Below are 21,865 nucleotides of genomic sequence, written 5' to 3' on the forward strand. Positions count from 1 at the left end.
CGGTTTCCATCGTCAGTGGCCGGCGCGCTGGCCGAGCAGGCGCATGCGCAGGCGGTCGCCGACCAGGGCGAGAACGAGGATGGCCCCCAGCACGACCATCTGCGCATAGGACTGGACCTGCATGATGTTCATGCCGTTGGAAAGCAGGGCCAGGAACAGTGCCCCCAGCACCACGTTGCCGATCTTGCCGGTACCACCGAACAGCGAGACGCCGGCGATGACGCAGGCGGTGACCGACTGCAGGCCGTAGTCGGCGCCGATCCCGGCACCTCCCGTACCGATGCGCGCCAGGACCAGCAGCGCGGCGACGCCGGTGATCAGGCTGCACAGGATGTAGGCGGTGAAGACCACGCGCGTGGTGCTGATGCCGGACAGGCGAGCAGCGCGCTCGTTGCTGCCGATGGCGTACATGTAGCGCCCGGTCGTGGTGTGATGCAACAGCACGTAGCCCAGGATGAACACCACGATGGTGGCGAGGATCGGCGGCTTCATGCCCAGCACGTCGGTGACGCTGAAGAACATCAGGTAGGCCTGGGGAAAGCCGCTCACCGGTACGCCGTTGCTCAGAGTCAGGGCGATGCCGGTCAGGGCGGTCATGGTGCCGAGCGTGGCGATGAACGGCGACAGCCGCAGCACCGCGACGCAGAAGCCATTGAACGCACCGACCAGCACGCTGGCGCCGAGCCCGGCGAGCATGCCCAGGGCGATGGCGGCGGAGACGTCCATGCCCTCGCCCACCAGCGACTTCATCACGCTGGCGGCGATCACCCCGACCAGGCCGATCATCGCGCCTACCGAAAGGTCCATGCCCGCGGTGATCAGCACCAGCAGCTGCGCCATCGCCACGATCATCAGGAACGTCGACTGGCGGGCCACGTTGAGCAGGTTCACCTCGGACAGGAAGCGCGGTTCCTGCAGGCCGAAGAACACCACCACGGTCAGCAGCAGCCAGGGCAGGATGCCAAAGCGGATGAACAGGCGGCGGGCCACGTCGGAGGGGGAGAAACGGGGTGCCTGGGCACCTTCGTGGGTAAGGCTGGTCATTAGGCGGACTCCCGCTGCTCGCCCGGGGGCGACTCTCTGAAAAAGCCGTGGAGGATGCGTTCCTCGTCCAGCTCGTGATGTTCGAGGTGATCGACGATCTGCCCGGCGTTGACCACGTAGACGCGGTGGCTGAGCCCCAGCAGCTCGGGCATGTCCGAGCTGATCAGCAGGATGCAGCAGCCTTCGTGGGCCAGGTCGGCCAGGGCCTTGTAGATTTCCGCGCGGGCACCGACGTCCACGCCCACCGTCGGTTCGTCGAAGATCAGCACCTTGGCCTCGCGCGCCAGGGCACGGGCGATGACGATCTTCTGCTGGTTGCCGCCGGAATAGTTGACCGCCTCGGCCTGCAGGTTCAGCGGGCGCAGGTGCATGCGCTCGGCCAGGGCCAGGACCTGGCGCCGCTCGGTGCCCAGGCGCAGCAGGCCGGCGGAGGAGAACTGTGGCAGGGCGAGTGCCGACAGCGCGATGTTCTCGCGGGTGGAGCGCTGCAGCAGCAGCCCCTCGTTGCGCCGGTCGGAGGTGATGTAGCACAGCCCCCTGGCCAGCATCCGCCGCGGCGAGAGCCGCGACAGGCGCTGCCCGTCGAGGCTGATCACGCCGCTGTCGATCGGCTCCAGGCCGAAACAGGCGCGGCCGATCTCGGACTTGCCGCAGCCGACCAGGCCGGCCAACCCGACGATTTCGCCCTCGCGCAGCTCCAGGCTGACATCCCGCAGGCTGCCGTTACGGGTGCTGAGCTTCTCCAGGCGAAGGATGCTGCGGCCCGCATGGTGGCGGATCGGCGGGTACAGCGCCCCGCTCTTGCGCCCGGTCATGAGTTCGATCAGTTGCTCCTCGCTGGCCTGCGCGGCGGCGAGGCTGGCGATATGGCTGCCGTCGCGCATGACCGTGATGCGATCGGCGATGGCGCGGATCTCGCGCATGCGGTGGGTGATGTAGACGATGGCCACGCCACTGCGCTTGAGTTGCTCTATGGTCTGGAACAGCGCCTGGGTCTCGCGCTCGCTGAGCGAGGCGGTCGGCTCGTCGAGAATCAGTATCTTCGGCTCGCCGGCCAGTGCCTTGGCCATCTCCACCATCTGCTGCTGGGCCCTGGACAAAGTCGCGACCTGCGCGTCCAGATCCAGCTCGAAGCCATAGCGAGCCAGCGCATCGCTCGCCCGCCGGCGCGCATCGGCGCCCCGGATGAAGCGGCCGAAGGCCGGTTCGTTGCCCAGAACCAGGTTCTGCGCCACGCTCAGGTCCGGCGCGAGGCTGAACTCCTGGAACATGGCGGCGATGCCCTGGGCCCGGGCATCCTGCACGCTGCGCAGGGTCAGCGGGCGACCGTCGAGGCTCATCTGGCCTTCGTCGGGCACCAGGGCGCCGGCGATGATGTTGATCAGGGTGGACTTCCCGGCACCGTTCTCGCCGAACAGGACATGGACCTCGCCCGGATACAGGTCCAGTTGCGCCTGATGCAGGGCGCGTACGCCGGGAAAGCGCTTGCCGATGCCACGCAGGCTCAGCAACGCGGCCGGCGGCGCCGAGACGGGCTGGGCCTGGCAGGCGCAGCCCGGCATGACCTCCAGCGGCACAGGAACTATGGTTGCACTCATATCGGTTTCGCCTAGGTGATTCTTCGGTGCAGCCCTGTGGCGGGCTACGTACGGCCAGTAGGCTCCCGGCGTGCCGTTGCGGCCATACCCTTGCGCGGTGACGGCGCCACCGGCAGCGAGCCGCGCAGGCACGGACGGCGAGCAGCAGCCCTGCCCGCCGTGCCGTCGTGGAGCGTGTTCACTCGGTCTTGAAGGTGGCTTTCCAACCGGGCGGCGGGAAGTTCGCGCTGGAGATTCCGGCGGTGTTGGCGGTTTCCCGCGTCACCAGCTGCACTTCCGGCACCAGGTCCTGCGGCTGGCCCTTGCCTTCGATCGACCGGATGGCCAGGTCGACGGCGATGCGCTTGAGCATCACGCTGCTCTCGGCGGCGGCGGCCTCGATGCTGCCGGCCTTGATCTGCGCGAGCACGTCCGGGTCCACATAGGAGGAAACCAGCTTGATCCTGTCGCTCATGCCGCGCTGGGCCAGGACGTTGACCGCCTGCTTGATCGCCACCGCATTGCCGAAGATGTAGTCGATGTTCGGATTCGCCACCAGCGCGTCCTCCACCAGCTTGAGCTGCGCCGTGGCGTCCAGGTCGCCGTACATGACGTTGACGATCTTCACCTGCGCGCCCTGGATGCCGTCGCGGAAGCCCGCGATGGTGTCTTCCACGAAAGGAATCCCGGCGGTACCCGGCAGGACCAGCACCTTCGCGCCGGGGTTCTGCCGGGCGATGAACTGCCCGGCCAGGCGCCCATTGAGACGGTAGTCGACCAGCGTGCGGCCGTCCGCCGGGGCGTCCAGGGCCTCGGTGACGTTGATCACCTTGACGCCCTGGGCCTTGGCCTCGGCCAGTTCGGCCTCCCAGCCGCTGGGGTTGATCGGCTCCAGCAGGATCGCCTGCACCCCGAGCGTCAGGCAGTTTTCGAACTGCGAATGCTGGGCGCCGTTGTTCGCGTACCCGCCGGCATCGAACACCGTCATCGCCTGCCCCAGGCGCCGGGCCTCGTCGATGGCGGCATAGATGTAGGCCATGAAGACGGTGTCCTGGGTCTGCGGCAGCAGCAGGCACATGTGGTGCTTGCCGGATACCTCGGAGGGCTTCAGGCCATTGAAGGTGCTCAGCGCCGGCAAGGGCAGCTGGGTGATGCCCGAGGCGCGGACGGGATCGTGGGCGTATACCTGGAAGTTCCAGGCGGTGTCCGGGGCGGCGTGGGCCAGGGCGCTCACGGCGAGCGACGCCGCGGCGCAAAACAGGATTCTACGATTCATGCTGGGGTTCCCCTTGGCGTGGATGCGGCGTTCAGAAGGTGTATCCGACGGTGATCTGGGCGTAGGTATCGAGGCCGTCGCCGCCCAGTTGCGAGCCACCGTCCTCCAGGCTCTTGTCCGGTTTGTAGAAGCCCAGCGTCGGGCTGATGTACCAGGCGCTGGTGGGGAACCATTCGGCGTAGAAGTCCAGCTCGCGGCCACTGAAATTGCCGTAGCTGTCCTTGAGCGTGTCGAAGTCGAAGTACAGCGCGCCCAGATTCAGGCTCTGCGAGGGGCTGACCTTCAGGCCGACGTGCTGGACCTGCGTGTTGCTGCTCAGGGGCCCGGCGTAGTTGCCGGCCACCTCGCCCTGCACCCAGGTGCCATAGCCGCGATTGAACCCGTAGAAGAGCGAGTCGTAGTCCTTGGAGAAACGCGAGTAGCGGTAGGTGAGAACCGGCGTCCAGGGCAGCCCGGCGAGGGTGTACGCCACTTCGCCGTAACCGGCGTCGGCGTCGTTGCGCTTGTCTTCGACCACGTATTCGAACGACAGCGCCAGGTTCTCCACCCCGGCGCTGGTCACCGCGCGCAGGCTGTAGAGGTCCATCCCATCGCGCTCCAGCTGGGCGCTGGTGGCCAGGTGCTTGTCGACATCCAGGCCATGCAGGTACATGAAGGCGAAGGTACCTGCGTCGCTGACGTGCTCGAGGTTGACCAGGGCGGACTCGAAGTCGGCCTGGCCGGCGTTGTCGGACTTCAGCCAGGCCACGTCGGCGCGCAGGCCCTGGCTGCCACCGAGGCGCAGGATGGCGGTCTTGGCGAACGACTGGCGAGCCGCGAGGTAGTAGGCGCCCCCCCGGTCGTAGGTACTGCCCAGTACATCGCCGTAGTTGAATCCATCATTCTTGATGACGAAGCCATCGCCGATGATCAGGCCCTGGCGCCCCAGCGAGAAGTCGATGCCATCCTTGCCCAGCCACGGCACCCGCTCACCGGATTTCCACCCCACATAGGCGTCTTCCCAGTCGGTCTCGCGCTCGTCGCCGCTGCTGAAACCGCCGGCGTCGCCGTCGCCCCAGGTGGCGCTGCTCAGGCCGGAAAGCCCGCCGTAGATGACGGCGCCCTCGCCCACCCCGTAGCTGCCCTTGAAACCGTACTTCAGGTAGCCTTCCTGCCAGTTCTTGCGGCCCTCGCTGTTGGCCGAGCCGATCGCGTAGCTCTTCTTGCTGGTCAGCGCCGAGTACATCGCGGTGGCGTCGAAGCTCAGTGTGTCATCGCCCTCCGCGTAGAGTTCGTAGGCACTGGCCGTCGTGGTGACCATCCCCGCCCCAAGGGCCGCCAGCATCATCAATGCCGGCCGCCGGCTCCCCACCCGTTCGATCTCGCTCATCGTTTCTCCCCGCACTCTCGGTACGCGGCGCGTTGCCGCCCCATTGGTGACTGTTCTGCTGACAGTTGCGCAGCGCCGGGCGCTGCCGGGGTAAACGGTGAAAGAACGGCGGCTGGGCGTCTGTACCCTCGACAGGTGATGGCAGGGGTGAGGCGTCACCGCGGCGTCCCCTTGCGAGGGTATTAGCGCCAGGGGGTGCGAGCACTAGAGTGGCGAAGCGCCGGCGCCGCAGGGCCGGCTGCCGCGCGTCATGCCCATGCCCCCGAGAAGGTCCCGTTCGGATGAACAGAATCACCCCCCTCCGCCGCTTCTTCCACGGTGGCGCGCTGGAACACGGAGTTTCGCGCGCGGCGCCGGTGCCGGATGCCGGCATGCTTCCCAGGGAGTGCGACGTGGTGGTGATCGGCGGCGGCTTCATTGGTTGCTTCACGGCGCTGGCCCTGGCCGAACGCGGCCTGCGCGTGACCCTCTGCGAGAAAGGCGTGATTGCCGGAGAGGCCTCGGGGCGCTCCATCGGCTGGATCGACTCGCAGTACCTGTCGCCCCGGAAGATGGAGCTGATCGACTGTTCCAAGCGCCTCTGGGAGCGGATGGACGAACGCATCGGCGCGAGCACCGGCTATCGCCGTTGCGGCCTGCTCAGCCTGTTCAAGTCGCCCGACGATGCCGATGCGGCGCGGCAGTGGCTGGCCTCGGTGCAGGGCCTGCCCGGCGTGGACGCATACCTGGTCGATGCGCGCGAGGCCGCAAGCCTGCTGCCGGCCGGCGCCGATACGCGCCACGGCGGCCTGTACCAACCCAGTGACGCCTGCGCGGAACCGACCCTCGCGGCACCGGCGGTAGCCTTGGCCGCCGGCCGGTTGGGGGCGAACGTCCTGCAGCACTGCGCGGTCCGCGGCATCGAATGCCAGGCTGGGCGGGTCAGCGCGGTCCACACCGAGCGGGGCCGCATCGCGGCCCAGGCCGTGGTGCTCGCCGGCGGCGCCTGGTCGCCCCTGCTGGCTCGCCGCCTGGGGCTGCCGCTGCCGCAACTGATGGCCTTCGGCAGCGCCCAGCGCATCCGCCCAGCCGTCGCCGGCCCCGATACCTCGGCCTGGCTGGCGCAGGGCATCTATCGCGCCAACGGCGACGGCAGCTACACCGTCGGCGCGGTGAACGGCGCGGCCCCATTGACCCCGACCACCCTGCGCCACCTGTGGCAGATGCTGCCGGCGATTCGCCAGATGTGGTCGCAGGTGGATCCGGTCTTCTCGCTCGACACCTTCCTGCACGACCTCAAGCACCTGCGCGGCTGGCCGCTGGACGGCCCATCCCCGTTCGAGCGCTGCCGCATCCTGCAACCGGAAACCCGCCATGGCGTTCTACGCGAAACCCTCGGCCAGTTGCAGGCGCACTACCCGCTGTTCGCCGACGCTCGCGTAGAGGAAACCTGGGCCGGGGCACTGGTCAGCACCCCGGACAACATGCCGGTGATCTCCGGCGTCGAACGTATGCCAGGCCTGTTCCTGGGCACCGGCTTCTACTACGGCCTGACCATGGGGCCCGCCGCCGGCCAGGCGCTGGCCGACCTGGTCAGCGGGAGAACACCGGAGTTCGACGTTCACCCCTATCGCCATGAACGCTTCGTCGACGGTTCGGCGCTGCAGTTCCAGGCCTGAAAAAGCCGGGGCGCAGTAGGGGGAAACGGCGTGCAGCAAGGGCGCATCGACCATCGCCGCACGACGAAACCTGCCTCTCGGCTCGATGGGTTCGCCATCGGGCCCCGGGGGAAGCGGCGTGCAACTTTATCGAACACCGGCTTCTACTCCTTTCACATAGAGCAGAAAAAAGTCTTGAAACGCTTTGCAAAAACAGAAAACAAGAAATCCATTCCACTGATGCAGATCAATGAATTCGGCAAAAGTGATGTCATATTGACATTATCCGTAAAGAAAACTGCACAGAGAAACAACGATTGCGTGCCAAAGACAGAGTAAGGATCGATGTTTGTGAATTGACCGTCGGAATGTATGTGCTGGAGCTCGACGAGTCCTGGGAAAACACCCCGTTTCTGTTCCGTGGTTTCCAGATCAGGACCATGAAGGAGCTGGAGCGGATCAGGCAGATAGCGAACCATGCCTGGGTCGAGGCCCGGTCCCTGCCCGAGGGTCCCTCCGGGGACCCCGACATGGCGCTCGTGCCGCTCATCGGCAAGGTGGACTTCAGGCAAGAGATCGAGCAGGCACAGCAGACCTGGGGCGAAGCGCTGGAGGTTTCCCGGGGCCTGCTGGACGCGGTGCGCCTGGGCCAGGCCCTGGACATCCCCGGGGTCAAGCGAACCATCGAGGGGTGCGTCGAGAGCATCCTGCGCAACCCCGCGGCAATGCTCTGGCTCACCCAGATCAGGAACAAGGACGACTACACCGCCGAGCACTCGCTGAGAACGGCCATCTATGCGATTTCCCTGGGCCGCAGGCTCGACATGCTGCCCCGGGAACTGGTCGACATCGGCATGTGCGGCATGCTCCACGACCTCGGCAAAATCAAGGTTCCGCTGCCGATACTCACCAAGAACGGCCGGCTGTCCGCGGACGAATACCTGATCATGCAGACCCATGCCGACAGCGGCCGCAAGTTGCTCATGAGCACCAGCGACGTGCCACCGGCGGCCGTCGATGCCGCCTACTGCCACCATGAGCGCCTGGACGGCAGCGGCTACCCCCGGGGCCTGCGGCACGACAAGATCCCGCAAGTGGCGAAGCTGGTGGCGATAGTCGACGCCTACGATGCCATCACCAGCGACCGGGTCTACAGCAAGGGGCGCTCCAGCCTGGAAGCGCTGCGGATAGTATTCGATGCAGCCGGCACGCACTTCGACGAGGAGATGGTCGCGCACTTCGTCAAACTCATCGGCATCTACCCGCCGGGGGAAATAGCCGAACTGAGCAACGGCGAAGTCGGCATCATCATCGGCTGCCCACCCGGCAACAAGCTCAAGCCCAAGCTGCTGAGAGTGCTGGACGCCGACAAACGTCCCTGCCGGGAACGGGTCATCGACCTGGCGACGAACCCGAAGGACGACCAGGGAAAACCCTACTACCTCTATCTGGTCCACCCCAGCGGCGCCTTCGGCATCGACATCGAGCATTACCGCAAGAAGGGCCTCCTCGTTCCCGAGAACCTCTAGACCAGTACAGATGACGTGACGGCTCCGCATCAGGCTGCACAGGTCAGGGTCGGTACCGCCAACGATGGCGCGCGCCGATCCGACATGCATCAGCTCGGCCGAGTTCGTCACCGAGAAACCCCAGGAAGATCTACATCCGCCGCGGCTTCAATCGCGAAACCGGCGAAATAGCGGGAGCTTCGGAGCGCGCTCCGACTTGTCGGGCTGTCGCCTTTCCCCGAGACAGTCGCTGGAGGTCCGGCAGCGCGAAGCCGGCATGGACTGGCAGATCCAGGAAAGCCCGGTCCATTTCAAGGCAGACGCAGTTGGTCATCTGGGCAGAGCGAAGTTAAATACCCGCATTGACAGCAAGAACCTTCAAAGGGCACCTGCAGGTAGCGGGCGGCGGGAGGGGTCACCGTGCAGCATCTTCCGGCACGTAGATCATCCGCCCGTCGGCCAGGCGGTAGGTCACGCCGGCGCGGGTGCCCTGGCCTTCGCCGATCTCGCCGCTGGCCTCGTAGCGCTTCAGCTCCTTGCCCTCCTTGACCAGCAGGCGCATGTCCGCCTCCCCGGGGTTCTCGACCACCACCACCTTGTCCTGGCTGAACGGGTTGAGCGGGTTCTGCACGATCACGATCAGCAGGATGCCGATCACCACCAGGAACAGGTCGATCAGGTTGACCATCGAGAGGATGGGGTCGTCCGCCTCGTCGTGTTCGAGAAAGCGCATCAGTTGCCCTCCTGCGCGCGCTCGACGGCCCGCAGTTCCTGGAGCAGCCAGCGGCGGCGCACGGTGAGGACGAAGAAGGTGATGCTGGCGCTGACCAGGGCGAGGATCACCGCGGAAAACGCCACCACCAGGTTCTCGCCGATACCCTGCGCATCGTTGCGGGTCAGCGCCAGCAGGGCCGGCCCCATGGGGATCATGGTCGCCACCAGGCCGAGCATCGGCGTGCTGCGCGAGGTCACGCGCAGCCATTCCAGGCGCTGCATGATCCACAGTTCGAGGTCGTCGCTGTTGCCGCCGTGGGCTCTCTGCCAGGCCGCCAGGCGCGACTGGTAGCGCCCGCTGCGGCGCTGCCAGGCTTCCACGGCGAAGCCGCCGAGGGCGATGAAGGCGTAGGCCAGCGCGGCCAGGATCAGCAGCAGCACCGGCAGCAGGAACAGGCGCGTCAGTTCGTAAAGGCTGGTTTCCAGGGCATTCATGGGCGGTTTTCCATCAAACGGCGGTTGATAACGACTTGCCGGCCGGCGCCGGCGATAAACAGGACCAGTAGCAGCGCCAAGGCCAGGCGGATGCTCGCGTCCGGCTCGCCCCCCTGGGGCGGCGCGACCTCTTCGAGCACGCGGCCGCTGACCACCTCGGCGGCACCGGCGGCCGTGGCGCCATCGGCCGGCGCCGTGGCGGCGGACTCGCCGAAGCCGGCGGCCATCTGCTCGATGAAGGCCCGGGTCGTCGCTTCGCTCCCCTGCCCCGCGCCGGCGGCGGCCAGTTGTTGCCAGCGCTCCGCCAGTTCGCGGCGGGTCTGTTCGCTGGCATCCCAGTAGCCCTTGCGGATGGCCTCGGCCAGGCGCTCGATGATCTGCGCCTGGGCCCTCGGGTTGTGCTGCTGGAACCATTCGGCGAGGCCGAGCTGGCGGCGGTCCATGACGAAGGTGTCGTGCAGCGCCTGCCACTGGTCGGCACGGACCATGCTGCGGTCCGCCGCCTGCCAGCCCCACAGGTTGTTGGCCAGGTCGAGCATTTCCAGGCTGCCGGCGTAGCCTTCGCGCTGCATGGCGCTGATCCATTGCGGGTTGAGGTAGCGCCCGCGCAGCTCGTTGGCGAGGAATTGCGCCGCGCCCGTGGTTCGCGGCTCGCGCTGGCGCAGGTCGGCGATGTACAGCGCCGGGCTGGCGCCGTCCAGGTGGCGGACGGCCAGCGACAGGCCGCCGAGGAACTCGAACGGATGGTCGCTGGCGAGCACGCCGTTGAGCGTCGAGGAGCGCGACAGGATCGCCGCCTGCACGCCCTTCAGCTGTTCGGCGAACAGGTTGCCGCCGTCCAGCTTCACGCCCCAGTCGCGGCTGCCGTAGGCGTACTGCAGGCGGCCGAGGAACTGCTCGGCGAGGGCCGAATCGTCGTCCCAGCGGGTGGAGTCCAGGGCCAGTTGCGGCAGGCCGGTGCCATAGTCGCCCGGCGCGTTGCCGAACAAGCGAAGGCGCGACAGCCGCTGCGCCATGTCTGGCGCCACGCCCTGCTCGCGCAGGCGCCGTTCCAGCGCGCGGCTGTTGGCGGCCAGCAGGTTGCCCGGCTCGTCCAGGCTGGCCAGGCGCTCGATGGCCTGCGCGAGCAGGCGCATGAAGCCGTCGAACTGGTCGCGGTAGACGCTGGTCACCTGCAGCACCACGTCCACCCGCGGCCGGCCCAGCTCCGTCGCCGGCACGATGTCCAGCGCCAGCAGGCGGCCGCCCGCATCCCAGCGCGGGCGCAGGCCGAGGGCGTGCAGGACCTCGCTTTCGACGATACCCAGATGGCGCATGGTTTCCGAGGACCAGAGGCTGAAGGCGAGCTTGTCCGGCGCCTGGCCCTGGTGCTCCGCCCGGTAGTTCTCCAGCAGTTGGCGGAACGCCTCGTCGCCGGCCTCGTAGGCGGCCCGGGTCGGTACCTTGTCCGCTTCGAAGGCATAGAGGTTGCGTCCGCTGGGCACCCCGGGGTTGCGGATCGGATCGCCGCCGGGGCCCGGCGCCACGAAGCGCCCGGCCAGGCCGGCGAGCAGCGCCTCGAGTTCGCCGGTCTCGCCGAGCTGGCGGTCCAGCGCCCGTGCCCGCAGCAACTGCTCGCGCAGGCGCGGGTCGGCGACCGCGCCAATATCGCCATCCTCGCGCAGGTAGCGTTGCAGGGTGCGGTAGGCGCGGTTTTCCTGCAGGGCCTTGAAGTCGCGGGCGAACAGCTCGTTGGGGTCGAGGCCGAGTGCCCGGTAGTAGGGCTCGCCCAGTTGCTGCATCACGGTGCTCAGGCGCAGCTCCGGCGCCGCGGCGACGCCGAAGGTGTGCAGGCCCAGCGGCATGGCCGCTCCGGCAAGCCCGTGCAGGTGGTCGTGGAGCTGCGCGAGGAACGCGGGGAAGTCCTGGCGCATCGCCTCCTCGCTCCAGCCCAGGTCGTCCTGCAGGTGCGAGGCCAGCACCGCGGCGCGGATCTGCTCGGCGCTGCGCTCACGCACGGCGCCCTCGTCCAGCTGCTGGTATTCGTGGATCAGGTGGTGCAGGTCGCGCAGTTCGTCGTACAGGCCCGCCGGGGCGAAGGACGGTGTCTGGTGGCTGACGATGACCGCACGCCCGCGCCGGCGCGCCTGGATCGCCTCGCCGACGTTGTCCTGGATGTACGGATAGAACACCGGCAGATCGCCGAGCACGCGCATGGGGTAGTCACCCGCGGCCAGCCCGCGGTCCTTGCCGGGCAGCCATTCCTGGGTGCCATGGGTGCCGAAGTGGATCAGCGCGTCGGCGGCGAAGCCCTCGCGCACGAACTGGTAGACCGCCAGGTAGAGGTGGTCCGGCGGTACCGCGCTGTCGTGGTAGGCCTCGCCCGGGCGGCCGGCGCGCGGTGGCTGCGGCAGCAGCAGGAGGTTGCCCAGGCGTGCCGCCGGGAACAGGAAGCGACGCTGGCCGTCGATCTCGCGCAAGGCCCAGTGCTTGCCGGGCTCGCCCCAGCGCTGGCGCAACTGTTCGCGCAACGGGGCCGGCAAGGCATCGTACCAGCGCAGGTAGGCGTCCAGCGGCAGGCTGGCGGCCAGGCCGTCGCGGTACAGCGCATCGAGGGTGTCCGGGCGGTAGTAGCCGCCGAGCAGGCGCTGCGCCGTGTCGATCAGCGCGGCCTCCGAGGTTGCCGGCACCAGGTAGCCGGCCCCGTGCAGCGACTCGCTCAGCCTGGCCAGGCTGGCCGGTACGTTGAGATGCGAGGCGGCGATGTTCTTCTCGCCCTCGGGGTGGTTCCAGAACATCAGCGCCAGGTGCTTCTGCGCCGTCGGCAGGCGGCGCAGCCGCACCAGGCGGTCGAGCTTGCCGAGCAGGGCCTCGGCCTGCCCCGCCATCAGCTTCGGCTCGCCGTGTTCCAGGGCGCTGATCACCAGTGGGTCGCTCATGCCCCAGGTTTCCGGCACGCCGAGGAAGGCCGCCGCGGTGCGCGCCGGAATCCCGCTGGCGGCGGCGAGCCAGTCGGCCTCGCTGCCGTCGCGGTAGCCGAGGGTCTGCAGCACCGGGACGTCCAGGGCGAGGAACTCGGCGCGCCGGGCCGGGCCGTTCTGCAGGTGCTGCAGGTTGACCAGCGCCTGGATGCCGGCCCCGGCGAACGACCGTGTCAGCGCTTGCGCATCGCCGTCGTCGAACCACAGCGCCAGGGGCGCCTGGCCATGCCGCTCGCTGCGGCGCAGCAGTTCGTCGATGGCTGCGGTCTGGGCGTCGGCGATGGCGCTGCGCGGGATCACGAAGGCGATCCGCGGCGCGTCCTTTGCCCAGCGTGGCGTGGCCCAGGCCAGGTAGTCGGCGAGGCTGGCGAACGGCGCCGGCGCATCGGGGTGGTAGAAGCCCGTTTGCGGCAGGCGCTGCGGCGCCGGCACGGCATCGGTCGGCAGCCCGGCGTGCTGGCGCTGGAGCAGTTCGAACAGGTGGCGCAGGTTGGCCTCGCCGCCATTGGCGTAGTAGCCGACCAGCCGCTCCGCCAGGGGCGCCGGCAGGTTGCCGAAGCCCGGCGCGCCGCCACCGACGCGGATCCAGGGCAACGGCCGGCGCTGCAACAGGTCGCCCAGTGCCTGCTCGACCTGCGCCCGGTCGCCGGGGCGCGGGGTATCGAGGATCAGCAGGTCGGCCCCGTCCAGCCAGCGGGCATCCGGTTCGCCGCCCTCGCCCAGGCGCAGGCCTTGCAGCTGCACGCCGGCGTCGCGGGCCCAGCCCGCCAGGCGCTGGTGCTTGCCCGGCAGCACGAAGTCGCTGCTGAGCACGCGCACCTGCGCCGGCTCCGCCCAGGCGCCGGCGCACCCCATCAGGGCACAGCAGAACATCAGCAGGCGGCGCATCAGAAGCTCGCCACCAGGCCGATGTGGAAGGTGCGCCCCGCCTCGGCGTAGGTGAAGTTTTCGTTCTGCTCGGCCAGGCGTTCGTCGCCGAGGTTCTCGATGCCGCCGCGCAGCGTCAGGTTGTCGCTGAGCTTCTGGTTCAGGTCCAGGTGCCAGAGGCTGTAGGCCGGCAAGGCGTAGCCGACGTTGCTGCTGTAGGCCACCTGGCTGCCGACGTACTCCGTGCGCAGCTGTGCGCTGAAGCGCGTGTTCGGCGTCCATTTCAGCAGGCTGTTGGCGAGGTGCCGGGAACGGTCGCCGAGACGCTGGCCGACGGTCTGGTTGCGCGCGTCCAGGTAGGTGTAGTTGAGTTCCCAGCGCAGGTCGGCCGGCAGGTCGATGCCGCCGCCCAGCTCGATGCCGCGGATGCGCGCCTTCTCGACGTTCTCGTAGTTGCGCACCTCGGCGCCGCGCACGCCGCAGCGTGACACGCAGACGGTCTGGATCAGGTCGCGCACGTCGTTCTCGAACAGTGTGCCCTTCAGCGACCAGCCCTCCCCTTCGTAGTCCGCGCCCAGCTCGTAGGAGGTGTTGGTCTCCGGCTTCAGGTCGGGGTTGCCGTAGATGGTGAAGCGGCCTCCCCCACCCACCGCCGCGTATTCCGGCGACAGCTGCTTCAGGCTCGGCGCCTTGTAGCCGCGGCCGACGCCGGCGCGCAGGCTGAGCGCATCGGAGTAGTGGTGCAGCAGGTACAGGCGCGGGCTGCTCTCCCAGCCGAACGCCTCATGCTTGTCGAAGCGGCTGCCGAGGGTCAGCGACCAGTCGGGGGCGAAGGCGATCTCGTCCTGCAGGAACAGCGCCTTGTGCCGCGCGCTTTCATCACCAGCGGCGTTCACCGTGCTGTCCTCCAACTGCTCCTTGCGCCATTCGCCGCCCACGCTGAACAGGTGCCAGTCGAACGCCGGCACGCTCACATGGCCATCCACCACCGTATCGGTCAGGCGCTGCGGGTCGCTGGCCGGCTGGGCGTCGGAGCGCGCGTTGTGCCGCTCCAGGCGGTTGCGGTAGGTGCGCAGCTGGCTGCTGCCCCAGTCCCACTCGCCGCTGTGGGCGAGCGACCACTGCTCGCGCTCGATCCGGTCGCGGGACTCGTAATAGCTCGAACGCGCCCCGCCGGTCTCGCTGTTGCGCCAGCGCCGCTCGCGGCCGCGCTGATGGCCGAGGTCGATGCGCTGGGCCTCGTCCGGCGTCCAGCTCAGGTTCAGGCCGCCGCTGTCGGCGTTGCGCCCTTCCAGCTCGGACAGGCGCCGATTGTCGGCATCCGGCGTCTCCTGCTGGCGGCGCGTCTCGCCGTTCAGGCTGAGCCCCAGCTTGCCGGGCACCAGCGGCCCCGCGACATAGGCGCCGAGCTGCTGGTTCTGCCCGCCCAGGCCATCCTCGCGCACGCCGCCGTCGAGCAGGCCGCTGCCGTGCCAGGCATCGGTCGCCCGGCGAGTGATGACGTTCACCACGCCGCCCAGTGCCTCGGAGCCATACAGAGACGACATCGGGCCGCGCACGACCTCGATGCGCTCGATGCTTTCCACCGGCACCCAGCCCAGGTCGAAGTCCGAGTGGGCGATGGCGCCGGACGAGGACGCCAGGCGCTTGCCGTCCACCAGCACCAGCGTGTGTTCGCTGCTCATGCCGCGGATGCTGATGCCCCGCCGCTCCAGGCCGATGCCGTTGAACTGCAGGCTTTCCGAGCCCCGCAGGGCTTCCTGCAGGTCGCGCACCGGCCGTTGCTGCAGCGCTTCGGCGGTGACCACGGACACGCTGGCCGGCGCGTCCCTGAGCTTGCGTTCGGTCGTGGTGGCGCTGACCACCGTGGGTTCGAGATCGACCGGCGCGGCCATGGCCAGCCAGGGGAAGAGGCAGACGAGCGGCATGGAACGGGCCAGCCGCGGTGAAGGGAAATGGCACGAGTAGGGAGTCGGGGTCATGGTCTGGAAGGTATTGGAGGGATTATTTGTTATGTTATAACGTAGCATTAAAATGAATCAATCAAGATACGCAGGACGCGTCGCCGGCCCGCCGCCAATGCCCTGGAACGTGCCGTCCAGCGGGTATTCCAGGGCCAACTGCAACGGGTCGGTATCCAGTTCCGCCTGCGCGGCATTGGCGCGGTGGCTGTTGTGCATCAGCGCCACGCACAGCCCCTTCGCCGGGCCCTCGGCCACGCGGTACTGCACCATCAGGTCGCGTTCCCAGTGCCGGCCGACCTCGCCATAGCCCAGGTAGCCGAGGAATATCGCGCCGCGCGTGGCGTAGTCGAAGGGCGAGTCGCCGTCCACCTGCTGGTAGCCCAGGCCGATCCGCTGCGGGCCGAAGCCATGGCCGCCAAGCAGGCTCCAGGCGGTGTTATCAACGCTTCAGGTTCACAGGTACTTCAGCCAGGCGATGTCGCGGCGGCGCGCCTTGAGCCGGGCGAACCAGCGCACCGGCGGGTAGAGCGCGACGATCAGCACCAGCGCGCACAACCACACGGCGAGTACCGAGTCGAAACCGAAGTACTGCCCGTGGTTCGGCCCCCAGGCCGCCACGCAGGCCAGGTAGAGCAGCTTCAGCACGTACAGGTGCAGCAGGTAGAAGAACATCGGTGCCGCACCGAATACCGCCAGCCGGCGCGCCACGGCCCCCTGGCCGCGACGTTCGAAGCACAGCAGCAACCACAGTCCCACGCCCAGCGTCAGCGCCAGGAACAACAGCGACGGCGGGTACTTGGTGATGTTGAAGAAGCCCATCAGCGTCTGCAGCCCGTCGACGCCCTCGGCCCAGGGTTTCTCGCCGTAGCCATTGCACAGCCGCAGCACCAGGAAGGTACCCAGCGCCCCGGTTCCACAGAGTGCCAGGTTGCGCTGGCGCCGCGCGGCAGCCATACCAGCGCTGCGAGCGCCAGCATGCTCAAGCCGATGGCCCAGATCACCTGCAGGTAGACAACGCCGGGCGGGAACTGGAAAGTCCAGGCGAAGTTCACCAGGGTGGTTTCCAGCACCACCAGGAACAGCCCGCGCTTGAACAGGAAGCTCGAGAGCGCCGCCCTGCCCTCGTGCTTTTCCCCGTAGAGGAACGCCGACAGGCCGGCGAGGAAGATGAACACCGGCGCGCAAAGGTGGGCCAGCGTGCGGCTGAAGTACAGCGCGGGGGCGGTCTGGCCCACGTCCATCGGGTCGCCCACCTGCAGGTGCAGGTAGAACGTCTCGCGGACATGGTCGAGCAGCATGAAGAGGATGACCAGCCCACGAAGGCTGTCGATGGATTGAAGACGGGAGGCGCCAGGGTTTGCCATGGGGATCGGTTGCTTGTCACGACAATGAAACATTATTACATTGCATGCCCAGTCAACTAAGCCCCTCGTAATATTTCGAAATATCTAGGCTTCGACGCTAACGATGAAAGCAGGCCGAATCAGCGAGCCCGCTGCAAACGTGCATGTGCGAGTAGCTCGTAGAAGCGCTTGGGGCCCATCGAGGCGATGCCGGAATCGGAAACGCATGCAGTCCGGCATGAGCGCCAAAGCAAAGGGGCCTGGGGAGAGTCCTATACGGACGTCTAGCAATGCTGTCGTACGGCTATGGCCTGTCGGTAACCGCCGTGCAGCTGGCCCACGCCTACGCCACCCTGGCCAATGGCGGGCGGATGATGCCCCTGTCGCTGGGTGCCGCGAGCGCGCGCCGAGCCCCGAGCAGGTCATTCCGGAAAGGGTCGCACGTACTGTGGCGGCCATGCCCGAACAGGTGGTCGAGTCGCCTCGCGGCATCCATCGCGCCCGGGTGCCCGGCTATCACGTGGCCGGCTCGACCGCCCTGAGGCTGGAGGCAGTTCTGGAGGCAATGGAGAAATCGACCATTGAACTGCAAACGACAAGGAATCCTTGCCCCTGAACAGAAATCGCAACCTTCTCGGAATCGCCCTGCGCTAGCGCTCCAGGCGCTGGAAGCGCCGCCAGTTGGCCGGGGACATGCCGGCCAGGCGGAGGAATACCCGGGAGAAATGCGACTGGTCGGCAAAGCCGCAGTCCAGGCCTATCTGCGACAGGCACAGCGAAGTGTCGCGCATCAGTTCCTTGGCCTTCTCCACGCGCATCCTCAGCAACCAATCGTGGGGCGACAGGCCGGTGCTGAGCTTGAAGGCACGCGTGAAGTGACTGCGGGACAGCGCACATTCCTGAGCCAGGCGGGCTACCGACAGGCCGTCGCTCAGATGGTTGGCGATCAGTTCCTGGGCACGCCGCAGTTGCCAGCCGGCCAGCCCCCTGGCCGACTCCCGCGGCGCGGGGGCCTCGCCGTAGCGCGCGTTGAGGTGGGTGCACAGGGCGAGCATCACCTGGTCGATGAACAACTGGTTGACCTGGCCCGGCATGCCCAGCGCAGGCAGCAGGGCCTGCGCCAGGTGGTAGGCGACGGGATCGACCTGCCCGGTGATCCTGTCGAACGCCACGGGCCTCGGAACGCCCTCCTCGTAGAACAATTCGTTCATGGCGGTGCACGGCAGGGTGAAGCGGAGGTTGTCGTAGGCCGCCCGGTGCTGGCAGCGCACCTCGTCGCCCAGGTAGGCGATGGACATGCTCTGCCGGACATGGCCGCCGTCGTACACCAGGCTGCCGCCGCGCCAGAGACGGTGCGAGGCGAAGTCCCGGAGCTGGACGATGACCGAGAACGCATCGTCGCAGGGGATCTTCAGCACCTGTTCGGCGTCCGGACGCTCCTCGCATTTGCGCAGGATCGAGTAGTTCCCGCCGCCAAGGGCCGCCGGCGCCCGCGCCTGCCCGTCCCGGGCCGCTTCCTGCCCTGCCTTTTTGTCCAAGCGCATGGCCTGCCCTCCCGGCTCGAATTCATCTGTCCAATTGCCCCGAAGCTCCAGAACGCCCTTTCGGGACGATGCCTGGTGAGCCCGGTATAGAGCCCCTGCATTGCAGCGAGACGACAGACTGCAGAATAGACGCCCCGCCACCCGGCCACTCCCGGATCGTTCAAGGAAGATGATATTGAGCGCCTGGATGAGTACAAATAGAATCAATGGAATTCCATCAATTCCGATTCATGCATGAAGCTCCTTCCCGACCTGGAAGCCTGGGCGATCTTCGCCCAGGTGGCCAACAGCGGTTCCTTCGCCGGCGCGGCCGAGGCGCTGGGCATCTCCCAGCCCACCGTGTCCAAGGCCATCGCGCGCCTGGAACGCCGCCTGGGCACGCCCCTGCTCCACCGCACTTCGCGCCGGCTCTCGCTCACCACCGCCGGTACCCAAGCCTGGGAACGGGCCTTGCGCATCCTCGAAGAAGGGCGTGCCGCGGAAGCCGAGGCCTCCGCCCAGGCCAGCATGGCGTGCGGCCGCATCCGCATGACCGCGCCGATGTCGTTCGGCCTGAAGTACCTCGCGCCGCTCGTCCCGGCGTTTCTTGAGCGCTACCCTGAAATAGAGCTGGACCTGTCCCTCGACGACCAGGTGGTCGACGTGGTGGCCGGGGGCTTCGACGTCGCCCTGCGCATCGCCGAGCTGCCCGACTCCAGCCTCAGGTCACGCCGGCTGTGCGCCGTGCGGCGGCCCCTGGTAGCCACGCCGGAATACCTCGACCGGCACGGCCGCCCGCGCCACCCGCAGGACCTGGCGCAGCACCGCTGCCTGCTCTACAGCAACCTGCCGACGCCGGAGGCCTGGAAGTTCCACCACCCGACCCAGGGCGACTGCAGCGTGCCGGTGCGCGGGCGGCTCAGCAGCAACAATGCCGACGTCATCAGCCCCGTGCTGCTGGCCGGCCAGGGCCTGGCGCTGCAGCCGGAGTTCATCGTCTGGGATGCCCTGAAGAGCGGGGCGCTGGAAGAAGTCCTCGCGGACTGGCACATCGCCAATATCCACATCAACCTGGTGACGCCGCCCGGCCCCTTGCGCCCGGCGCGGGTCACCGCCCTGCTCGACTTCCTGGGTGAACGCCTGGCCCATGCGCCCTGGGCCCTGGACGGAGACTGAGCGGGCGCACAAACGTCCCAAATGCGCGCATCGCTACAAGACCGGGGGGAGCTGGCCAGCGCACAGTCTGCACTCCACGTTCCCACCGGAGACTCTTCGCCATGGGCTGCCCCCGGCCACACGCTGCCGAGCCCGGCCGATCACACCCTGATCGGCCACCGGTCGCAGATGCCCTTCGCCACCCGGTCCATCGACGCCTCCGAAGGCCACTGAACGCCATGCCGGCAGGACGGTGGCATGGCCTTCCCGCCGGCTGTCGCCAAGCGCCGTCCTGCCACAGCCCTGGCATCCGCTACCGTCCGACTGCCCTGGCCGGGCGGCCACCTGCCCGTCGCGCTATTCGTCAGCCGTGCTGCTGACCTACCTGCTCGTGCCGGCGGCCGGCCGCCGTTTCGCCACCTGGCTGCCTGCCCGCCGACCGAGGAGCACCCGATGAGCCAAGACCCATCCAACCCCAGCCGCCGCCACTTTCTCGCCGCCGGCTCCGTGCTAGGCGCCGCGGGAGCTCTGCTGTCCGCCCTGCCCCTGGCCGGCGCGGCTGGTTCCACGCCTACCGAAACCCGAGGAAGCCCCATGATTGCCGACCTGATCCTGCACAATGGCCGCATCCACACCGTGGATCGCGAAAACCCCACCGCCAGCGCCGTGGCCATCAAGGACGGCAAGTTCCTCGCCGTCGGCACCGACGCCCAGGCCATGGCCCTGCGCGGCAGCGCCACCCAGGTCGTCGACCTGAAGGGGCGCACCGTCATCCCCGGCCTCAACGACTCGCACCTGCACCTGATCCGCGGGGGCCTGAACTACAACCTCGAACTGCGCTGGGAAGGCGTGCCGTCGCTGGCCGATGCCCTGCGCCTGCTCAAGGAACAGGCCGAACGCACACCTTCGCCGCAGTGGGTCCGCGTGGTCGGCGGCTGGACCGAATTCCAGTTCGCCGAGAAACGCATGCCGACCCTCGACGAGCTGAACCAGGCCGCCCCGGACACCCCGGTGTTCGTCCTCCACCTGTACGACCGCGCCCTGCTCAACCGCGCCGCCCTGCGCGTGGTCGGCTACACCAAGGACACGCCGAACCCGCCCGGTGGCGAGATCGTCCGCGACAGCAGCGGCAACCCCACCGGCATGCTCATCGCCCGGCCCAACGCGATGATCCTCTACGCCACCCTGGCCAAGGGGCCGAAGCTGCCACTGGAATATCAGGTGAACTCCACCCGCCAGTTCATGCGCGAGCTCAACCGCCTGGGCCTGACCAGCGCCATCGATGCCGGCGGCGGCTTCCAGAACTACCCCGACGACTACCAGGTCATTCAGCAATTGGCCGACGCCGGCCAGCTGAGCGTGCGCATCGCCTACAACCTGTTCACCCAGAAGCCCAAGGAAGAGCTGGCCGACTTCAGGAACTGGACCGGCAGCGTGAAGTACGGCCAGGGCAGCGACTTCTTCCGCCACAACGGCGCCGGCGAGATGCTGGTGTTCTCCGCCGCCGACTTCGAGGACTTCCTCGAACCGCGCCCGGACCTGCCACCGAACATGGAAGCCGACCTGGAACCGGTGGTGCGCCACCTGGTGGAACAACGCTGGCCGTTCCGCCTGCATGCCACCTACAACGAATCCATCTCACGCATGCTCGACGTGTTCGAGAAGGTCAACCGCGACATTCCCTTCAACGGCCTGCCGTGGTTCTTCGACCACGCCGAAACCATCACGCCGCAGAACATCGAGCGCGTGCGGGCGCTGGGCGGCGGCATCGCCATCCAGGACCGCATGGCCTTCCAGGGCGAATACTTCGTCGACCGCTACGGCGCCAAGGCCGCCGAGGCCACCCCGCCGATCCAGCGCATGCTCGCCGAGGGCGTGCCGGTGGGCGCCGGCACCGATGCCACCCGCGTGTCCAGCTACAACCCCTGGACCTCGCTGTACTGGCTGGTCAGCGGCAAGACCGTGGGCGGGCTGAGCCTGTACCCCGAGGGCCTGTCCCGCGACACCGCGCTGCAGTTGTTCACCCACGGCAGCGCCTGGTTCTCCAGCGAGCAGGGCAAGAAGGGGCAGATCAAGGTCGGCCAGTTGGCGGACCTGGCGGCGCTCAGCGCGGATTACTTCAGCGTCGAGCAAGAGCAGATCAAATGGCTCGAATCGGTGCTGACCGTGGTCGGCGGCAAGATCGTCCACGCCGCCGGCGAGTTCGACAAGCTGGCGCCGCCGGCACTGCCGGTGCTGCCCGACTGGTCGCCGGTGGCCAAGGTCCCCGGCCACTGGAAACCGGCCGCGCCGCTCGCAGCGCAGGTGCACCAGTGCGTCGGCGCCTGCGCCGTGCACGCCCACGATCACGGGCGGGCGCGCCGGTCGAACGTGCCGGTCAGCGACTTCCAGGGCTTCTGGGGCGCCTTCGGCTGCTCCTGCTTCGCCTTCTGA

The 21,865-nt window shown here is 68.0% G+C and carries 14 protein-coding genes and 4 pseudogenes; 7 read left to right on the forward strand and 11 right to left on the reverse strand.

Annotation, left to right across the window (positions count from 1 at the left end; genetic code table 11):
• Nucleotides 1-12: 12 nt before the first annotated feature.
• From VV867_RS14755 to VV867_RS14770, 4 genes are all read right to left on the reverse strand, one after another.
• Entirely contained in the window at nucleotides 13-1,044 is a 1,032-nt protein-coding gene (locus VV867_RS14755; protein WP_328566802.1) for an ABC transporter permease, read from the reverse strand.
• The gene (locus VV867_RS14760) at nucleotides 1,044-2,642 is read right to left on the reverse strand and encodes a sugar ABC transporter ATP-binding protein (protein ID WP_328566803.1); all 1,599 of its coding nucleotides are present in this window, start codon (nucleotides 2,640-2,642) and stop codon (nucleotides 1,044-1,046) included. The genes VV867_RS14755 and VV867_RS14760 overlap by 1 nt, the downstream gene beginning before the upstream one ends.
• A 178-nt stretch (nucleotides 2,643-2,820) precedes the next feature.
• On the reverse strand, nucleotides 2,821-3,897 hold the full coding sequence (gene torT, locus VV867_RS14765; protein WP_328566804.1) for a TMAO reductase system periplasmic protein TorT: 1,077 nt from the start codon (nucleotides 3,895-3,897) through the stop codon (nucleotides 2,821-2,823).
• Between the two features lie 31 nt (nucleotides 3,898-3,928).
• Nucleotides 3,929-5,266 (reverse strand): hypothetical protein, encoded by a 1,338-nt coding sequence (locus tag VV867_RS14770; RefSeq protein WP_328566805.1) that lies wholly within the window; start codon nucleotides 5,264-5,266, stop codon nucleotides 3,929-3,931.
• 281 nt (nucleotides 5,267-5,547) lie between these two features.
• On the opposite strand from VV867_RS14770, the gene VV867_RS14775 reads away from it, so the two are divergent.
• The 4 genes and pseudogenes from VV867_RS14775 to VV867_RS31185 form a co-directional block, all read left to right on the forward strand.
• The gene (locus VV867_RS14775; RefSeq protein WP_328566806.1) at nucleotides 5,548-6,924 is read left to right on the forward strand and encodes an NAD(P)/FAD-dependent oxidoreductase; all 1,377 of its coding nucleotides are present in this window, start codon (nucleotides 5,548-5,550) and stop codon (nucleotides 6,922-6,924) included.
• 30 nt (nucleotides 6,925-6,954) lie between these two features.
• Entirely contained in the window at nucleotides 6,955-7,242 is a 288-nt protein-coding gene (locus VV867_RS14780) for a hypothetical protein (protein ID WP_328566807.1), read from the forward strand.
• 29 nt (nucleotides 7,243-7,271) lie between these two features.
• On the forward strand, nucleotides 7,272-8,432 hold the full coding sequence (locus VV867_RS14785) for an HD-GYP domain-containing protein (RefSeq protein ID WP_328566808.1): 1,161 nt from the start codon (nucleotides 7,272-7,274) through the stop codon (nucleotides 8,430-8,432).
• 196 nt (nucleotides 8,433-8,628) lie between these two features.
• Nucleotides 8,629-8,751 (forward strand): annotated as a pseudogene (locus VV867_RS31185) (DUF932 domain-containing protein); the annotation flags it as partial.
• A 75-nt stretch (nucleotides 8,752-8,826) separates the two neighbouring features.
• Here VV867_RS31185 and VV867_RS14790 read toward each other — a convergent pair.
• The 6 genes and pseudogenes from VV867_RS14790 to VV867_RS14815 form a co-directional block, all read right to left on the reverse strand.
• Nucleotides 8,827-9,144, reverse strand: coding sequence for a DUF2149 domain-containing protein (locus VV867_RS14790; RefSeq protein ID WP_089394431.1), 318 nt, complete (start codon nucleotides 9,142-9,144; stop codon nucleotides 8,827-8,829).
• Complete coding sequence (locus tag VV867_RS14795; protein WP_089394432.1) at nucleotides 9,144-9,620, reverse strand: MotA/TolQ/ExbB proton channel family protein; 477 nt, start codon at nucleotides 9,618-9,620, stop codon at nucleotides 9,144-9,146. The genes VV867_RS14790 and VV867_RS14795 overlap by 1 nt, the downstream gene beginning before the upstream one ends.
• On the reverse strand, nucleotides 9,617-13,468 hold the full coding sequence (cobN, locus tag VV867_RS14800; RefSeq protein ID WP_328566809.1) for a cobaltochelatase subunit CobN: 3,852 nt from the start codon (nucleotides 13,466-13,468) through the stop codon (nucleotides 9,617-9,619). Before cobN ends, VV867_RS14795 begins: the two co-directional genes overlap by 4 nt.
• Nucleotides 13,468-15,429, reverse strand: coding sequence for a TonB-dependent receptor domain-containing protein (locus VV867_RS14805; protein WP_328566810.1), 1,962 nt, complete (start codon nucleotides 15,427-15,429; stop codon nucleotides 13,468-13,470). Before VV867_RS14805 ends, cobN begins: the two co-directional genes overlap by 1 nt.
• A 57-nt stretch (nucleotides 15,430-15,486) precedes the next feature.
• Nucleotides 15,487-15,855: pseudogene (locus VV867_RS14810) on the reverse strand (OprD family outer membrane porin); the annotation flags it as partial.
• A gap of 9 nt (nucleotides 15,856-15,864) precedes the next feature.
• Nucleotides 15,865-16,775, reverse strand: a pseudogene (locus VV867_RS14815) (DUF1624 domain-containing protein).
• A gap of 266 nt (nucleotides 16,776-17,041) precedes the next feature.
• Between VV867_RS14815 and VV867_RS14820 the strand changes: the two are divergent.
• A pseudogene (locus VV867_RS14820) lies at nucleotides 17,042-17,289 on the forward strand (penicillin-binding transpeptidase domain-containing protein); the annotation flags it as partial.
• A gap of 115 nt (nucleotides 17,290-17,404) precedes the next feature.
• Here the strand turns inward: VV867_RS14820 and VV867_RS14825 are convergent.
• Nucleotides 17,405-18,298, reverse strand: coding sequence for an AraC family transcriptional regulator (locus VV867_RS14825; RefSeq protein WP_328566811.1), 894 nt, complete (start codon nucleotides 18,296-18,298; stop codon nucleotides 17,405-17,407).
• A gap of 234 nt (nucleotides 18,299-18,532) precedes the next feature.
• Here VV867_RS14825 and VV867_RS14830 point away from each other — a divergent pair, with 234 nt between their 5' ends.
• Both VV867_RS14830 and VV867_RS14835 read left to right on the forward strand, forming a co-directional pair.
• Nucleotides 18,533-19,453 (forward strand): LysR family transcriptional regulator, encoded by a 921-nt coding sequence (locus VV867_RS14830; RefSeq protein WP_328566812.1) that lies wholly within the window; start codon nucleotides 18,533-18,535, stop codon nucleotides 19,451-19,453.
• A 573-nt stretch (nucleotides 19,454-20,026) separates the two neighbouring features.
• Nucleotides 20,027-21,865, forward strand: a complete 1,839-nt coding sequence (locus VV867_RS14835; RefSeq protein WP_109935874.1) for an amidohydrolase — start codon at nucleotides 20,027-20,029, stop codon at nucleotides 21,863-21,865.

Source organism: Pseudomonas sp. JH-2 (genome assembly GCF_036231725.1).
GTDB classification, from domain to species: Bacteria; Pseudomonadota; Gammaproteobacteria; order Pseudomonadales; family Pseudomonadaceae; genus Pseudomonas; species Pseudomonas delhiensis.

Excerpts from the sequence above, each read along its gene's own strand:
- VV867_RS14755 (WP_328566802.1), bottom strand. The coding sequence starts at position 1,044 with ATGACCAGCCTTACCCACGAAGGTGCCCAGGCACCCCGTTTCTCCCCC.
- VV867_RS14760 (WP_328566803.1), bottom strand. The coding sequence starts at position 2,642 with ATGAGTGCAACCATAGTTCCTGTGCCGCTGGAGGTCATGCCGGGCTGC.
- torT (WP_328566804.1), bottom strand. The coding sequence starts at position 3,897 with ATGAATCGTAGAATCCTGTTTTGCGCCGCGGCGTCGCTCGCCGTGAGC.
- VV867_RS14770 (WP_328566805.1), bottom strand. The coding sequence starts at position 5,266 with ATGAGCGAGATCGAACGGGTGGGGAGCCGGCGGCCGGCATTGATGATG.
- VV867_RS14775 (WP_328566806.1), top strand. The coding sequence starts at position 5,548 with ATGAACAGAATCACCCCCCTCCGCCGCTTCTTCCACGGTGGCGCGCTG.
- VV867_RS14785 (WP_328566808.1), top strand. The coding sequence starts at position 7,272 with ATGTATGTGCTGGAGCTCGACGAGTCCTGGGAAAACACCCCGTTTCTG.
- VV867_RS14790 (WP_089394431.1), bottom strand. The coding sequence starts at position 9,144 with ATGCGCTTTCTCGAACACGACGAGGCGGACGACCCCATCCTCTCGATG.
- VV867_RS14795 (WP_089394432.1), bottom strand. The coding sequence starts at position 9,620 with ATGAATGCCCTGGAAACCAGCCTTTACGAACTGACGCGCCTGTTCCTG.
- cobN (WP_328566809.1), bottom strand. The coding sequence starts at position 13,468 with ATGCGCCGCCTGCTGATGTTCTGCTGTGCCCTGATGGGGTGCGCCGGC.
- VV867_RS14805 (WP_328566810.1), bottom strand. The coding sequence starts at position 15,429 with ATGACCCCGACTCCCTACTCGTGCCATTTCCCTTCACCGCGGCTGGCC.
- VV867_RS14825 (WP_328566811.1), bottom strand. The coding sequence starts at position 18,298 with ATGCGCTTGGACAAAAAGGCAGGGCAGGAAGCGGCCCGGGACGGGCAG.
- VV867_RS14830 (WP_328566812.1), top strand. The coding sequence starts at position 18,533 with ATGAAGCTCCTTCCCGACCTGGAAGCCTGGGCGATCTTCGCCCAGGTG.
- VV867_RS14835 (WP_109935874.1), top strand. The coding sequence starts at position 20,027 with ATGATTGCCGACCTGATCCTGCACAATGGCCGCATCCACACCGTGGAT.